The following is a 15161-nucleotide window of genomic DNA, read 5'->3' on the forward strand; positions in this document are numbered from 1 at the left end:
ATTGTCGCCTCCACCTGCCTTCGCTGTGTCCAATTACCGTAGCCGTAGCGCCCCACCCACCACGAGAAAGCCGTGTGGCAGCGCGCGTATCAAACCACACGCGGTGTCGTCACGCCGCATCGACCGCGACGACACCGCGCCGGATCGCGCCGATCGCCCGGGCGGCGGTCTTCGCGATCTGAGGGTCGACCGCGCCGGTGCGGATCTGGTCGAGCAGATCGATCACCTGCCGGCACCAGCGCACGAAGTCGCCCGCCGACAGGTCGCGTCCGGCGGCCCCGGCGGCGATCAGGGCCTCCGTCAACGACTGGGTGCTCACCCACGTGTAGATGGCATCGACGAACCCGGGATCCGGTTCGCGGGTGGGGGGCAGCTTGAAGCGAACCTCGTCGGCGCGCAGCTGCCCGCACAGGCGGACGGTGTCGGCGAGCGCGCGGCGCAGCGGCCCGGTGGGCCCGTACTCGGTGGCGCCCTCCTCGACGCGCGCCTCGTACACCACCGCCGAGACCACCGCGGCGAGCTCGGCGGGCGAGAGTCCCGCCCACACGCCGTGGCGCAGGCATTCGGCGACGAGCAGGTCGCTCTCGCTGTAGATGCGGGCGAGCCGCTCCCCCGCCTCGGTGGTCGACGGGTCGTCGCCGGCGGTGAGGTAGCCCCGCTCGGTCAGCAACGCGACGATCCGCTCGAAGGTGCGAGCGAGGGAGTTGGTGGTGGCCGCGGACTGGCGGCGCATCTGTGCGACCTCCCGGCCGAGCCGGTTGTAGCGTTCCCCGAGCCGGGCGAGGCGCTCGAGGTCGGGATGCTGGTGGGCCGGGTGCCGGCGCAGGCGTCGCCGCAGGTCGTCGATCTCGCGGGTGTCGCCGTTCTTGGCGTGCTTGGGGCGGCGCGGCGCGGAAATCCCGGTGCTGCGCAGCGCCGACGCGAGGTCACGGCGGGCCCGGGCGGTGCGGGCGTCGGCGTGCCGGGGCAGCCGGAGCTTGCCGAGCGCGGTGGCCGGTGCCGGGAAGTCCGCGGCCGAGACCCGCCCGGACCAGGCGTCCGCGGTGACCACCAGGGGCCGGGGGTCGGTGACGTCGGTGTCGGTTTCGAGGACGACGGCCAGTCCGGTGCGCCGGCCGCCGGGGATGGCGACGATGTCGCCGCGGCGCAGCGCGAGCAGCGACGCGACCGCGGCCTGCCGGCGGTCCTGCCGGGCCTGGCGTTCGCGTCGCCGTTCGAGCTGGGTGAGTTCCTCACGCAGCTGCAGGTAGTCGATGATGTCGCCGTCCTCGCCGCCGAGCTGATCGCGGAGCTTGGCGAGGGCCTTCTCGTTGCGTTCGATGCCGCGGGTCAGGCCGACGACCGACTTGTCCGCCTGGAACTGGGCGAAGGACCGTTCGAGCAGCGCCCGGGAGTGCTCGGCGCCGACCGCGTCGATCAGGTTGACCGCCATGTTGTACGACGGGCGGAACGAGCTGCGCAGCGGGAAGGTGCGGGTGGAGGCGAGCCCGGCGACGTCGGCGGGCTCGAGGCCCGGCTGCCACAGCACCACCGCGTGGCCCTCGACGTCGATGCCGCGGCGCCCGGCCCGCCCGGTGAGCTGGGTGTACTCGCCGGGGGTGAGCTCGGCGTGGGTTTCGCCGTTGTACTTGACCAGCTTCTCGAGCACCACGGTGCGGGCCGGCATGTTGATGCCCAGGGCGAGGGTTTCGGTGGCGAACACCGCCCGCACCAGGCCGCGGACGAACAGGTCCTCGACGGTGTGCCGGAAGGCCGGGAGCATGCCGGCGTGGTGGGCGGCGATGCCGCGTTCGAGGGCGGCGCGCCACTCCCGGAAGCCGAGCACCTCGAGGTCGGCGCGCGGCAGGTCGCCGGTGTGTTCGTCGACGATGGCCCGGATCTGCGCGGTCTCGGCGTCGGAGGCCAGGTGCAGACCGGCGCGCAGGCACTGGCCGACGGCGGCGTCGCAGCCGGCACGGCTGAACACGAAGGTGATCGCCGGCAACAGCCCCTCCCGGTCGAGGCGGGCGACGACCTCCGGACGCGGCAGCGGCCGGAACCCGATGCGCCCGCGCGGACCGCCCCACCGGCCGGTCGAGTCGAGGGCGGCGCGGCGGCGCACCTGCTCGACGAGTTCGCGGTTGACCACGACGCCGCGGCGGCCGGTGCCGTCCGCGGCGTCCGGGTGCGCGGTGGATTCGAACAGGTCGAAGATGCGGGGGCCGACCATGACGTGCTGGTGCAGCGGGATGGGCCGCACCTCGTCGACGACGACGGTGGTGTCGCCGCGCACGGTCTCCATCCAGTCGCCGAACTCCTCGGCGTTGGAGACGGTGGCGGACAGGCTGACCAGGCGCACGTCCTCGGGCAGGTGCAGGATGACCTCCTCCCACACCGCGCCGCGGAACCGGTCGGCGAGGAAGTGCACCTCGTCCATCACCACGTGGGTCAGCCCGATCAGGGTGGTCGAGGAGGCGTAGAGCATGTTGCGCAGCACCTCGGTGGTCATCACCACCACCGGGGCATCCGGGTTGACGGACTGATCGCCGGTGAGCAGGCCGACCGAGGCCTTGCCGTAGCGGGCGACGAGATCGGCGTACTTCTGGTTGCTCAACGCCTTGATCGGGGTGGTGTAGAAGCACTTGCTGCCGGCGCGCAGCGCCAGGTGCACGGCGAACTCACCGACGACGGTCTTGCCGGCGCCGGTGGGGGCGCACACGAGCACGCCGTGCCCGCCCTCGAGGGCGCGGCAGGCCTGCACCTGGAACGGATCGAGCGGGAAGGACAGCTCGGCGGCGAATTCGGCGAGCCGGGGCGGCAGCGCGGTCGCGGTGGATCCGGTGTCGGTGGAGTCGGTCACAGGCGGCGGCTAGAGGGTGTCGGAGTAGTCGGGCGGCGCGGGCCGGGCCGTGGGGCCGGGCGGCACCGTCGAGGTGGGCGCGGGCACCGGGGTGGGTGCCGTGATCGGGGAGCTCTCGTCGTCGTCGAGGTCGCCCCAGCCCTGTTCCCGGTCGCGGCGGGCGCGGCGCCTGTCGTTGAGGCGGGCGAGCTGGATGGCGAGTTCGAGCAGCAGGGTCAGGGCCGCGGCCAGCGCCAGCATCGAGAACGGGTCCTGGCCGGGCGTGGCGATGGCGGCGAAGACGAACATCGCCATGATCAGCCCCCGCCGCCACGACTTGAGCTTGGCGTAGCTGAGCACCCCGACGGCGTTGAGCGCGACGATGACCAGGGGAATCTCGAAGGACACCCCGAAGATCACGAGCAGGTTGATGATGAACCCGAAGTACTCCGAGCCCGACAACGCGGTGACCTGCACGTCGTTACCGACGGTGAGCAGGAACGACAACGCGTGCGAGACCACCAGGTAGGCCAGGACCGCGCCGGCGACGAACAGCACCGCGCCGGAGACGACGAAGCCGATCGCGTAACGGCGTTCCTTGGCATACAGGCCGGGGGTGATGAACGCCCACAGCTCGTACAGCCAGATCGGGCAGGCCAGCACGATGCCCGCGGTCAGCGCCACCTTCAGCCGCAGCATGAACTGTTCGAACGGTCCCGTGGCGAGCAGCCGGCAGCTGTCGTCGGCGCTGATGTCGGCGCGCGCGGACGCCGGCAGATCACAGTAGGGGCCGCGCAGGATCTCGCCGAGGCTCGGGAGCCCGAACAGGCCGGCGCTGTACCAGACGAACCCGACGATCGTGGTGAGCACCACGGCGGCGAGGGCGATGAGCAGGCGGGTGCGCAGTTCGTAGAGGTGCTCGACCAGCGACATGGTGCCGTCGGGATTGGTCTTGCGCCGGCTTCGACGCGGATCGAACGGGATGCGCACGGTGCGGTTCTCAGCTCCTGTCACGGCCGCCGGGATCAGCGGAGGACCGGGACATCCGCACGGATGCCCCGGTCAGGGAAATACGGTCAGGCCGAACGTGATTCGGGCTGCGGCGTCTGCGGCTGCGGCTCCACGGGGGCCGGGGCCGGCTGGGCCGGCGGCAACGGGCTCGGAGCCTGCTGCTGCGCGGGGCGCGCGTCGTCGTTCTGCATCTCCTTGACCTCGCTCTTGAAGATGCGCAGCGACCGGCCGAGACCGCGGGCCGCGTCGGGCAGCTTCTTCGAACCGAACAGGATGATCACGACGATCGCGACGATGGCCCAGTGCCAGGGGCTCATTGCACCCATTATCAACCTCCACTGATCTGCTGGCGTCGATGCTACCGGACCGACCCTGCAACGGCGCGCCGCACAGGGGCGTTCACGACGAGTTCGGAGCAGGTTCACAGCCCGTTCCCGGCGGGGGCGTCGTACGCGGCCAGGGCGGCCTGCGCCCGGTCCCGCACCGCCGCGACCAGCTCCGGCGGACCCAGCACACTGACCCCCGCGCCGAGGCCGACGGTCAACCGCGCCATCCAGTCCAGCGACGCGTAGTGCATCACCGCGTCGATGACCCCGTCGTCGTGCACCCGCACGTCGGTCAGCGGGTAGTAGTCGAGCAGCCACCCGTAGCCGGGGTCGATCCGCAACCGGGCCGCCGGCAGCGTCGGGTCGCCGGCGAACAGGTCGAGGTGGTCGTCCTCGCGCAGCGCCCGTTCGGGCGGGTCCGCCGGTTCGTCGAGTTCGGTGGCGGCGTCGATGCGGTCGAACCGGAACAGCCGCACCCCTTCGGCGGCCCGGCACCAGGCCTGCAGGTAGGTGTGTTCGCCGACCAGCACGATCCGGATCGGATCGACGTCGCGTTCGGACACCGCATCGCGGGAGGCCGAGTAGTAGGTCAGGTGCAGCACCCGGCGGTGCTGCACCGCCGAGCGCACGGTCGCCGCGACCGGATCCTCGGCGACGGGCTGCGCGGGGGCGGGCGTGCGGTCGGCGGCGGCCGCGGTGCCGGCGGCGGCCTCGATCTTCGCGATCGCCCCGAGCGCCGCGGTGGGGTCGACCACGCCGGGCATCTCCACCAGCGACCGCAACGCCACCAGCAGCGCCGTGGCCTCGGTGGACGTCAGCCGCAACGGCCGGTCGATCCCGGCGGTGAAGGTGACGACGATGCTGTCCTCGGAGAACGAGAGGTCGATCAGGTCGCCGGGACCGTAGCCGGGCAGCCCGCACACCCACAGCTGGTTCAGGTCGTCCATGATCTGTTTCGGGGTGACCCCGAGATCGCGGGCGGCCTCGGCGGCGCTGATCCCCGGATGGGCCGTGAAGTACGGCACCAGGTTCAGCAGCCGGGTCAACCGCCCGGACAGTCGTGTGCTCATCGGCTCTCCCCCCGGTCGGCACCGCCGCCGCTGTTCGAGACGGCACCGCCGCCGCTGTTCGAGACGGCACCGCCGCCGCTGTTCGAGACGGCACCGACGGTGGCCGTCGTGGTGGTGGCCAGCACCCGGGTGAGGATGCGGCGCACCTCCGCGCGCAGTTCCGGCGGGTCGAGCACCAGCGCGTCGGCGCCCTGCCCGGCGATCACCCGCCCGATCCACTCCCACGACCGCACCGGCACGTCGAGGACGGTGCCGGGACGGTCGCCGACCGCGCGGCGCTCGTGCTCGGTGCCGAGCCGGCGCAGTTCGAACGCGCGCCCGTCCGCGACCCATACGCGGGCGTGCCCGGTCACGTCGCCGGAGGTGGTGGCGGTCAGGGCGTGTGCCCGCAGGTCCACCCCGTCGGGGATCCGCACGGCCCCGGCGGGGCCGAACGCGGTGACGTCGTCGTCGATGCGGGAGAGCCGGAAGGTGCGCGGCGCCCCCCGGTCCCGGTCGAACCCCACCAGGTACCAGCGGCCGTGCACGGTGACCACGCCCCACGGTTCGACGGTGCGCTCGGTCCACGGGTCGGTCGGGGAACTGCGGTGCCGGAAGCGCACCGCGCGGCGCGTGTCGACGGCGGCGAGCACCTGCCCCAGCACCGGCTCGGAGCCGCGGCTGCGGGTCGGCATCGCGGTGATCGCGCCCGCCGGGTCGGCATCGACCTGCACCCCCGCGGCGCGCAGCTTGAGCAGCGCGCCCTGCGCCGCGGAGGTGAGCTCCGGCGACTCCCACAGTGCCGCCGCCACCGCGACGGCGGCCGCCTCGGCGCTGGTCAGCTCGATCTCGGGCAGTTCGTAGGCGTCGCGGTTGATGCGGTAGCCCTCGACGGTGGAGAACCGCGACGGCATGCCGGTCTCGAGCGGGATGCCCAGGTCGCGCAGCTCGTTCTTGTCGCGTTCGAACATGCGGCTGAACGCTTCGTCGCTGCCCGATTCGTCGTATCCGGCGACGGAGGCGCGGATCTTCTCGGCGGTGAGGAACTGGCGGGTGGACAGCAGGCAGATGACCAGGTTCACCAGCCGCTCGACTTTGGAATTCGCCACGCGGTGCAGCCTAATCCCCCGCCCGCCGGCCGACCCGGTTACCGGACGCGGACGACCCGCGGCACGCTACATCGAGGCGATGAGCCGTTCGACGCGCTCGTCGACGGAGCGGAACGGGTCCTTGCACAGCACCGTGCGCTGCGCCTGGTCGTTGAGCTTGAGGTGCACCCAGTCGACGGTGAAGTCCCGGCCGGCGTCCTGCGCGGCGGCGATGAAGTCGCCGCGCAGCTTCGCCCGGGTGGTCTGCGGCGGGGTGTGCACGGCCGCGTCGACGGACTCGTCGTCGGTCAGCCGCGCCGCCAGCCCCTTGCGCTGGAGCAGATCGAACACCCCGCGCCCGCGCTTGATGTCGTGGTACGCCAGATCCAGCTGGGCGATCTTCGGGTCGGACAGCTCCAGGTCGTAGCGGTCCTGATAGCGCTGGAACAACTTGCGTTTGATCACCCAGTCGATCTCGGTGTCCACCTTCGCGAAGTCCTGCGACTCGACCGCGTCGAGCACCCGGCCCCACAGATCCACCACCTGCTCGACGTGCGGATCGGGTTCGCGGGTGCGCAGGTACTCCACCGCCCGGCCGTGGTACTCGCGCTGGATGTCGAGGGCGCTGGCCTGCCGGCCCCCGGCCAGGCGCACCGGCCGCCGCCCGGTCAGGTCGTGGCTGACCTCCCGGATGGCCCGGATCGGGTTGTCGAGGGCGAAGTCGCGGAACGCCACGCCGGCCTCGATCATCTCGAGCACCAGCGACGCGGAGCCGACCTTGAGCATCGTGGTGGGCTCGGACATGTTCGAGTCGCCGACGATCACGTGCAGCCGCCGGTACTTCTCGGCGTCGGCGTGCGGCTCGTCGCGGGTGTTGATGATCGGCCGGGACCGGGTGGTCGCCGACGACACGCCCTCCCAGATGTGCTCGGCGCGCTGCGACAGGCAGTAGGTCGCGGCCTTGGGGGTCTGCAGCACCTTCCCGGCGCCGCAGATCAGCTGCCGCGTCACCAGGAACGGCAGCAGCACGTCCGAGATGCGGGAGAACTCCCCGGCCCGCACCACGAGGTAGTTCTCGTGGCAGCCGTAGGAGTTGCCGGCCGAGTCGGTGTTGTTCTTGAACAGGTAGATGTCGCCGCCGATGCCTTCCTCGGCGAGGCGCTGTTCGGCGTCGATCAGCAATTCCTCGAGCACCCGCTCCCCGGCGTGGTCGTGCTCGACGAGCTGGAGAAGGTCGTCACATTCGGCGGTCGCGTACTCCGGGTGCGAACCCACGTCCAGGTACAGGCGCGCCCCGTTGCGGAGGAACACGTTCGAGCTGCGGCCCCAGGACACCACCCGACGGAACAGATACCGGGCGACCTCGTCGGGGCTCAGCCGCCGGTGCCCGTGGAAGGTGCACGTGACGCCGAACTCCGTCTCGATGCCCATGATTCGTCGCTGCACACTTCGACAGTACCGCGCGGAACCACCGAGCATGAGCCGCAACGAGATTACGGTTGTACCCGTGATCTTCGCTCCCGCCCCGCTGACGCGCCTGGACCGGTCCCTGTTCGCCGGCAGCGCCGCCCTGCGTCCCTCCCCCGCCGACCCCGTGCTGCGGGGCCTGAGCCGCGCCGCCGACCACGGTCGGCTGTGGATGGGCTGCGCGGCGGCGTGCGCCGCGATCGGCGGCCGGCCCCGCCGCGGCGCCGTCCGCGGCATGCTGGCGCTGGCCGGGGCCAGTGCCCTGGCCAACGGGGTGCTCAAGCCGCTGCTGCCGCGCCGCCGGCCCCCGGCCCGGCAGGACGGCCCGCTGCGCCGCTCGCTGCCGACGCCGCGCTCGTCGTCGTTCCCGTCCGGGCATTCGGCGTCGGCGGCGGCGTTCACCACCGGGATGGCCCTCGAATCCCCGGTGACGGGGGCGTTGCTCGCGCCGGTGGCCGCGGCGGTCGCCTACTCCCGGGTACACACCGGGGTGCACTGGCCGGCCGACGTGGTCACCGGCGTCGCCGTCGGTGCGGCGGTGGCCCTGGCCACGCGCCGCTGGTGGGCGGTGCGCCCCGACGAGCCCGCCCGGCTGGGCCCGCCCGGCCCGGCCCCGGCCCTGCCGCAGGGCCGGGACCTGCTGGTGCTGGTCAACCCCGGCGCCGGCCGCGACGACGACGCGGGCGTGATCGCGGCGGCGCTGCCCCAGGCACGGGTGGTCACCCTCGACCCGGACGAGGAGTTCACCGCCCAGCTGGACCGGTTCGTCGCCGAGCACACCCCCGCAGCGCTCGGCGTCCACGGCGGGGACGGCACCGTGCGAGCCGCGGCGAGCGCGGCCGTCGCGCACGGGCTGCCGCTGGCGGTGTTCCCGGGCGGCACCCTGAACCACTTCGCCCGCGACGCCGGGCTGCTCGACCTGGAGCAGACCGTGCGCGCGGTCGAGCGGGGGCAGGCGCTACGGGTCGACCTCGGCCGGGTGTGGGTGGACGGCACCGGCCCGGACGGTGCCGATCGGTCCGGCCCGGACGGTGCCGACCGGGGTGGACACGTGTTCGTCAACACCGCCAGCGTGGGCGGCTATCCGGACTCGGTGCGGCTGCGTGAGCGGTGGGAGCCGAGGATCGGCAAGTGGCCGGCCGCGGCGGCGGCGCTGGCCGCGGTCCTCGCGACCGCGAGCCCGCTGCGGGTGTCGCTGGACGGGGTGCCCACCGCGGTGTGGTTGCTGTTCGTCGGCAGCGGCCGGTACGCGCCGGACGACCGGGTGCCGATGTCACGGCCCCGCATCGACACCGGCACCCTGGACGTGCGGTATCTGCGGGCCGACCTGCACTGGTCGCGGACCCGGCTGCTCGCGGCCGCGGTCACCGGCAGCCTCGCCGGATCCCCGATCCACGTGCGGCGCGAAGCGCCGGCGCTGTCGGTGCGGGTGCGCAGCGGCCGGGTCGCCCTGGCCACCGACGGTGAGGTGCTCGCCGAGGGCGCGCTGTTCGAGTTCCGCAGCGTCCCCGGCGAGCTCACCCTCTACCGGCCCCTCGATCAGGAACCCTGAACGGGCCCCGACCCGTCCGGCCCGGTGGTGCCGGTGTCGTCGCCGGACCGCTCGCCGGTGCCGGGCAGCAACTGGTCGAGCGCGGCGCCGGTGATGCGGCGGAACGCGCGACGCGGGCGCGGCTTCTCGAGCACCGCCACCTCGAGCTCGGCGCGGCCGAGCACCCGGGTGCCGATCTCGGCCCCGGCGGCGGGCACCTGCTGCAGCGCCTGCACCGCGACCTGCACCGCCTCCGCGAGGGACAGACCCGGCCGGTACGACTCGCGCAGGGCGGTGGCGATGGGTTCGGTGTGCCCGCCCATCACCACGAACTGCGGTTCGTCGACGATCGAGCCGTCGTAGGTGATGCGATACAGCTGCGCGGTGTCGGCGGAGTCGGCGCGGCCGACCTCGGCGACGCAGATCTCCACCTCGTACGGCTTGGGCTGCTCGGTGAAGATGGTGCCCAGGGTCTGCGCGTACGCGTTGGCCAGCGACCGCACGGTCACGTCGCGCCGGTCGTAGGAGTAGCCGCGCATGTCGGCGTGCACGATCCCGGCGCGCCGCAGGTTCTCGAACTCGTTGTACTTGCCGACCGCCGCGAACCCGATGCGGTCGTAGAGCTCGCTGACCTTGTGCAGCGCCTTCGACGGGTTCTCGGCAACGAACACCACCCCGTCGGCGTAGATCAGCACGACCACGCTGCGGCCCCGCGCGATGCCCTTGCGCGCCAGTTCCGAGCGATCGCGCATGATCTGCTCGGCGGACGCATAGTACGGCAGCGTCACTGCGCACCTCCCTGCCCGTGCTCGGCGACGGTGCGGTCCGCGACCACGGTGCGGGCCAGCGCCGACAAGGTCTGCTCCGGCACCTCGGTGGCGCCGTCGGCGGTGATGACCACCGCGGTGGGATAGATGCCGCGGGTGGTGTCCGGGCCGCCGGTGGCGGTGTCGTCGTCGGCCGCGTCGTAGAGCGCCTCGACGACGGTGCGCAGCGCGGCCGCCTCGTCGGCGTCGGCGCGGTAGAGCTTCTTCAGCGACGACTTGGCGAACAGCGATCCCGAGCCCACCGCGTGGTAGCCGGCGCGCTCCTCGTAGCGGCCCCCGACCACGTCGTAGGACACGATCCGGCCGGCGCGCTGCGGTTCCGGGGCCTCGAGGTCGTAGCCGACCAGCAGCGGCACCACCGCCAGGCCCTGCATCGCGGCCCCGAGGTTGCCGCGCACCATCGACGACAGCCGGTTGGCCTTGCCGTCGAAGGTCAGCGGCACACCCTCGATCTTCTCGTAGTGTTCGAGCTCGACCGCGAACAGGCGCACGAGTTCGATGGCCAGGCCGGCGGTGCCGGCGATACCGGCCGCGGAGTAGCTGTCGGTGACGAACACCTTCTCCACGTCGCGGCTGGCGACCATGTTGCCCATGGTGGCGCGCCGGTCACCGGCGATGAGCACGCCGCCGGCGAACGTCACGGCGACGATCGTGGTGCCGTGCGGGGCGATGTCCGCGTCGGCGCCCCGCAGCCCGGGACGGTTCTCCGGCAGCAGTTCCGGCGCATGCATGCGCAAGTGGTCGGAGAACGAGGACAGCGGGGAACCGAACGGCATGCGCGGCGGGTGGACGGGGAACGGGATCGGCGAACGCTCCGCTGTCACTGGCCGCCCTTCTGCACGTACGCACGCACGAAGTCCTCGGCGTTCTCCTCGAGCACGTCGTCGATCTCGTCGAGCAGGTCGTCGGTCTCGGCCGCGAGCTTCTCGCGTCGTTCCTGACCGGCACCGCCGTCGCCGACGACCTCGTCGTCGTCGCCTCCGCCACCGCGTGTGGTCCGCTCCTGAGCCATAGCGGTCGACCTCCTCGTTCGTTCGTGGGGCCCGCTCCGGCCTCGGCCGGTGCGAGCTCCGACTGCTCGGACCTCCACCCTACCGAGCAGATGCGACACTCCGCGCGACTACGCGCGTGTCGCGCCCGCCCGGACGGGTCAGCTGGTCAGTTCGTCGACCAGTTGGGCCGCCGAATCCACCGAGTCGAGCAGCTTGCCGACGTGCGCGCGGCTGCCCCGCAGCGGCTCGAGGGTGGGGATGCGCACCAGGGATTCGCCGCCGAGGTCGAAGATCACCGAGTCCCAGCTGGCGGCGGCGATGTCGGCGCCGAACCGGCGCAGGCACTCGCCGCGGAAGAACGCGCGGGTGTCCGACGGCGGGGTGTGCACCGCGTCGAGCACATCCTGCTCGGCGACCAGGCGCTCCATCGAGCCGCGGGCGACGAGCCGGTTGTACAGGCCCTTGTCCAGCCGCACGTCGGAGTACTGCAGGTCCACCAGGTGCAGCCGCGGCGCCGACCACGCCAGGCCCTCCCGGTTCCGGAAGCCCTCGAGCAGGCGCAGCTTGGCCGGCCAGTCCAGCAGGTGCGCGCACTCCATGGGGTCGCGTTCGAGCAGGTCGAGGATCATCGCCCACTTGTCGAGGATGTCGCGCACCCGCTTGTCGTCGGTGCCGTCGTGGAACTTCGCGACGCGCTCGTGGTAGATCCGCTGCAACGCCAGGCCGGTCAGCTCACGGCCGTCGGTCAGGGCGACGGTCTTGCGCAGCGTGGGGTCGTGGCTGATGTGGTGCACGGCGGTGACCGGCCGGGCCAGCTGCAGGTCCGACAGGTCCACCCCGGCCTCGATCAGGTCCAGCACCAGCGCAGTGGTGCCGACCTTGAGGTAGGTCGACATCTCGGCGAGGTTGGCGTCGCCGATGATCACGTGCAGGCGTCGGTACTTGTCGGCGTCGGCGTGCGGCTCGTCGCGGGTGTTGATGATGCCGCGTTTGAGGGTGGTCTCGAGCCCGACCTCGACCTCGATGTAGTCGGCGCGCTGGGACAGCTGGAATCCGGCCTCGTCGCCGGACTGGCCGATGCCGACCCGGCCGGAACCGGTGATCACCTGCCGGGAGACGAAGAACGGGGTCAGCCCGGCCACCACCGCCGAGAACGGGGTGTCGCGGGCCATGAGGTAGTTCTCGTGGGTGCCGTACGAGGCACCCTTGCCGTCGACGTTGTTCTTGTACAGCTGCAGGCGCGGCGCGCCGGGCACGCTCGAGGCGTGCCGGGCGGCGGCCTCCATCACCCGTTCGCCGGCCTTGTCCCAGATCACCGCGTCGAGGGGGTCGGTGACCTCCGGCGCCGAGTATTCGGGGTGGGCGTGGTCGACGTACAGCCGGGCGCCGTTGGTGAGGATCATGTTGGCGGCGCCGACCTCGTCGGCGTCGATGACGGGGGCCGGACCGTTGAAGCGGCCCAGGTCGAATCCGCGGGCGTCGCGCAGCGGGGATTCGACCTCGTAGTCCCAGCGGGTGCGCTTGGCGCGCGGCACCCCCTCGGCGGCCGCGTACGCCAGGACCGCCTGGGTGGACGTGAGGATCGGGTTCGCTGTGGGCTCGTTGGGTGAGGAGATCCCGTACTCGACCTCGATGCCGATGATCCGCTGCATGACGTCGAGATTAGGTGATCGGTGCCGGTCCGGCCGGGCCGGGCGGGGCGGGCGGACCGGGGCGGGCGGCGGACGGGGCGACGGCGGCGTCGAGATACTCGACCGAGCCGGTCGCGCGCAGGACCGTGCGGACGCCGGGCGGCGCCCACCGCACGGCCGGGTCGCGGCCGAGCACGGGGTCGACGAGGTCGATGCGGCGGCCGCGGGTGTGCAGGGTGCAGCCGCCGGCGGCGAGGACGTTGCGCACCCAGTCGGTGCGGGGGCCGTAGGTCAGGGCGATGCGGTAGCCGCCGTCGCGACCGAACACCAGCACCGGGGTGCGGTAGCGGCGCCCGGTACGCCGGCCGCGGTGCTCGATCACCGCCGTCAGCGGTAGGTGTCCGGCCACCGGCCGGGCGAGCCGGTTGGTGACGACCCTGTTGAACCGGGCCAGGGCGCGGGGCAGCGGCACGGTCAGCCTCCTGCCGGTCGCGTCGCACGCCGGTGGGGCCGCCGCGGGACGCGGCGACCCCACCGGCGCGGCGTCACAGGTACTGGCCCGTGTTCGACTCGGTGTCGATCGCCCGGCTGGCGCTGGCGTTCTTGCCGGTGACCAGGGTGCGGATGTAGACGATGCGTTCGCCCTTCTTGCCGGAGATCCGGGCCCAGTCGTCCGGGTTGGTGGTGTTGGGCAGGTCCTCGTTCTCGGCGAACTCGTCGACGATGGAGTCGAGCAGGTGCTGCACCCGCAGACCGGGCGCGCCGGTCTCGAGTACCGACTTGATCGCGTACTTCTTGGCGCGGTCGACGATGTTCTGGATCATCGCGCCGGAGTTGAAGTCCTTGAAGTACAGGACCTCCTTGTCGCCGTTGGCGTACGTCACCTCGAGGAAGCGGTTCTCCTCGCTCTCGGCGTACATCCGGTCGACGACCCGTTCGATCATGGCGCGCACGCACGCCCCGCGGTGCCCGCCGAACTCGGCGAGGTCGTCGGCGTGCACCGGCAGTCCCTCGGTGAGGTACTTGGAGAAGATGTCCAGCGCCGCCTCGGCGTCGGGCCGCTCGATCTTGATCTTCACATCGAGTCGGCCGGGTCGCAGGATCGCCGGGTCGATCATGTCCTCGCGGTTGGACGCGCCGATCACGATGACGTTCTCGAGACCCTCGACGCCGTCGATCTCGGACAGCAGCTGCGGCACCACCGTGGTCTCGACATCCGACGACACACCGGAGCCGCGGGTGCGGAAGATCGAGTCCATCTCGTCGAAGAACACGATCACCGGCGTGCCTTCGGAGGCCTTCTCGCGGGCCCGCTGGAAGATCAGCCGAATGTGGCGTTCGGTCTCGCCGACGAACTTGTTGAGCAGCTCGGGGCCCTTGATGTTGAGGAAGTAGGACTTCGCTTCCTTCGAATCCTCGCCGCGGGCCTCGGCGATCTTCTTGGCCAGCGAGTTGGCGACGGCCTTGGCGATGAGGGTCTTGCCGCAGCCGGGCGGGCCGTACAGCAGCACGCCCTTGGGCGGGCGCAGCGCGTACTCACGGAACAGGTCCTTGTGCAGGAACGGCAGTTCCACCGCGTCGCGGATCTGCTCGATCTGCCGGCCGAGGCCACCGATGTCGTTGTAGTCGACGTCGGGAACCTCCTCGAGGACGAGGTCCTCGACCTCGGCCTTGGGGATGCGCTCGAAGGCGTAGCCGGCCTTGCTGTCGACCAGCAGCGAATCACCCGGCCGCAGCTTGAACGACGGCTCGGCGTCCTCGCTCACCTCGACGGTGCCGGCCGCCGCGGCGGCCGCTGCGGCGAGCGGCGCGGCCAGCCACACGATGCGCTCCTCGTCGGCGTGTCCGACGACGAGGGCGCGGGTGCCGTCGTCGAGGACCTCGCGCAGGGTGGTGATCTCTCCGACCCGCTCGAATCCGCCGGCTTCGACGACGGTCAGCGCCTCGTTCAACCGGACCGTCTGGCCGGAGACGAAACCATCGGGTTCGAGGTTCGGGGACACCGTGACCCGCATCTTGCGGCCGGAGGTGAACACGTCCACGGTCTGATCGTCGTAGATGCCGAGCAGCACCCCGTAGCCGCTGGGGGGCTGACCGAGCCGGTCGACTTCCTCGCGCAGGGTGATCAGCTGCTGGCGCGCCTCCTTGAGCGTGTCCATCAGCTTGCCGTTGCGCACGGTCAGGGAGTCGATCCGGGCCTCGAGGTCACGGACCTGTTCGGACGGTTCGACGAGCCGCCGCCGCAGGGCGGTCGCCTCGGCGCGCAGCGCTTCGAGTTCTTGTGCCGCCGCAACCGAATCCGGGTTCTCTGTCGAGCTCATGTGCGACTCCCTCCACTATCGGTCTTTCCACGCTACCGGCAGACGGCCGACTGTGTGGTGCGACGCGAAATCGGCATGCTGCGAATGCGTGTCGGATTCC

13 protein-coding genes are annotated in these 15161 nt (G+C 71.9%); 1 reads left to right on the plus strand and 12 read right to left on the minus strand.

Going from position 1 to position 15161, the window contains the following annotated elements:
* Positions 1–109: 109 nt before the first annotated feature.
* The 6 genes from AIIKEEIJ_RS22060 to pafA form a co-directional block, all read right to left on the minus strand.
* Complete coding sequence (locus tag AIIKEEIJ_RS22060) at positions 110–2839, minus strand: DEAD/DEAH box helicase (protein WP_029543767.1); 2730 nt, start codon at positions 2837–2839, stop codon at positions 110–112.
* Between the two features lie 9 nt (positions 2840–2848).
* Entirely contained in the window at positions 2849–3808 is a 960-nt protein-coding gene (gene tatC / locus AIIKEEIJ_RS22065) for a twin-arginine translocase subunit TatC (RefSeq protein ID WP_029543765.1), read from the minus strand.
* 86 nt (positions 3809–3894) lie between these two features.
* Positions 3895–4155 (minus strand): Sec-independent protein translocase subunit TatA, encoded by a 261-nt coding sequence (gene tatA / locus AIIKEEIJ_RS22070; RefSeq protein WP_006945773.1) that lies wholly within the window; start codon positions 4153–4155, stop codon positions 3895–3897.
* A 95-nt stretch (positions 4156–4250) separates the two neighbouring features.
* Complete coding sequence (locus tag AIIKEEIJ_RS22075) at positions 4251–5225, minus strand: helix-turn-helix transcriptional regulator (RefSeq protein ID WP_050035262.1); 975 nt, start codon at positions 5223–5225, stop codon at positions 4251–4253.
* Entirely contained in the window at positions 5222–6313 is a 1092-nt protein-coding gene (locus tag AIIKEEIJ_RS22080; protein ID WP_084648631.1) for a helix-turn-helix transcriptional regulator, read from the minus strand. Before AIIKEEIJ_RS22080 ends, AIIKEEIJ_RS22075 begins: the two co-directional genes overlap by 4 nt.
* 66 nt (positions 6314–6379) lie before the next feature.
* Positions 6380–7738 (minus strand): Pup--protein ligase, encoded by a 1359-nt coding sequence (gene pafA / locus AIIKEEIJ_RS22085; protein WP_006931187.1) that lies wholly within the window; start codon positions 7736–7738, stop codon positions 6380–6382.
* Between the two features lie 31 nt (positions 7739–7769).
* Between pafA and AIIKEEIJ_RS22090 the strand changes: the two genes are divergently transcribed.
* Entirely contained in the window at positions 7770–9311 is a 1542-nt protein-coding gene (locus tag AIIKEEIJ_RS22090; RefSeq protein ID WP_161996567.1) for a phosphatase PAP2 family protein, read from the plus strand.
* On the opposite strand, the gene prcA is transcribed toward AIIKEEIJ_RS22090, so the two are convergent.
* The 6 genes from prcA to arc all read right to left on the minus strand — a co-directional run bounded on the left by prcA (position 9299) and on the right by arc (position 15061).
* Positions 9299–10078, minus strand: coding sequence for a proteasome subunit alpha (prcA, locus tag AIIKEEIJ_RS22095; protein WP_006931185.1), 780 nt, complete (start codon positions 10076–10078; stop codon positions 9299–9301). The two genes, AIIKEEIJ_RS22090 and prcA, sit on opposite strands and share 13 nt — an antisense overlap.
* Positions 10075–10941: a proteasome subunit beta gene (gene prcB, locus AIIKEEIJ_RS22100; protein ID WP_006931184.1), complete on the minus strand. Its 867-nt coding sequence runs from the start codon at positions 10939–10941 to the stop codon at positions 10075–10077. Before prcB ends, prcA begins: the two co-directional genes overlap by 4 nt.
* On the minus strand, positions 10938–11129 hold the full coding sequence (locus tag AIIKEEIJ_RS22105; RefSeq protein WP_003937722.1) for a ubiquitin-like protein Pup: 192 nt from the start codon (positions 11127–11129) through the stop codon (positions 10938–10940). The genes prcB and AIIKEEIJ_RS22105 overlap by 4 nt, the downstream gene beginning before the upstream one ends.
* A gap of 138 nt (positions 11130–11267) precedes the next feature.
* On the minus strand, positions 11268–12761 hold the full coding sequence (gene dop, locus AIIKEEIJ_RS22110; RefSeq protein WP_006931182.1) for a depupylase/deamidase Dop: 1494 nt from the start codon (positions 12759–12761) through the stop codon (positions 11268–11270).
* 10 nt (positions 12762–12771) lie between these two features.
* Positions 12772–13212: a nitroreductase family deazaflavin-dependent oxidoreductase gene (locus AIIKEEIJ_RS22115; protein ID WP_029543758.1), complete on the minus strand. Its 441-nt coding sequence runs from the start codon at positions 13210–13212 to the stop codon at positions 12772–12774.
* Positions 13213–13285: 73 nt separating this feature from the next.
* Positions 13286–15061, minus strand: coding sequence for a proteasome ATPase (gene arc, locus AIIKEEIJ_RS22120; RefSeq protein ID WP_029543755.1), 1776 nt, complete (start codon positions 15059–15061; stop codon positions 13286–13288).
* Positions 15062–15161: the final 100 nt, after the last annotated feature.

Origin of the sequence: Rhodococcus sp. YH1 (assembly GCF_009939605.1) — a bacterium.
Lineage (GTDB): Bacteria > Actinomycetota > Actinomycetes > Mycobacteriales > Mycobacteriaceae > Rhodococcus > Rhodococcus aetherivorans.

Coding starts and splice junctions, on each gene's coding strand:
- tatA (WP_006945773.1), bottom strand. CDS start 4,155: ATGGGTGCAATGAGCCCCTGGCACTGGGCCATCGTCGCGATCGTCGTG.
- AIIKEEIJ_RS22075 (WP_050035262.1), bottom strand. CDS start 5,225: ATGAGCACACGACTGTCCGGGCGGTTGACCCGGCTGCTGAACCTGGTG.
- AIIKEEIJ_RS22090 (WP_161996567.1), top strand. CDS start 7,770: ATGAGCCGCAACGAGATTACGGTTGTACCCGTGATCTTCGCTCCCGCC.
- AIIKEEIJ_RS22105 (WP_003937722.1), bottom strand. CDS start 11,129: ATGGCTCAGGAGCGGACCACACGCGGTGGCGGAGGCGACGACGACGAG.
- dop (WP_006931182.1), bottom strand. CDS start 12,761: ATGCAGCGGATCATCGGCATCGAGGTCGAGTACGGGATCTCCTCACCC.
- arc (WP_029543755.1), bottom strand. CDS start 15,061: ATGAGCTCGACAGAGAACCCGGATTCGGTTGCGGCGGCACAAGAACTC.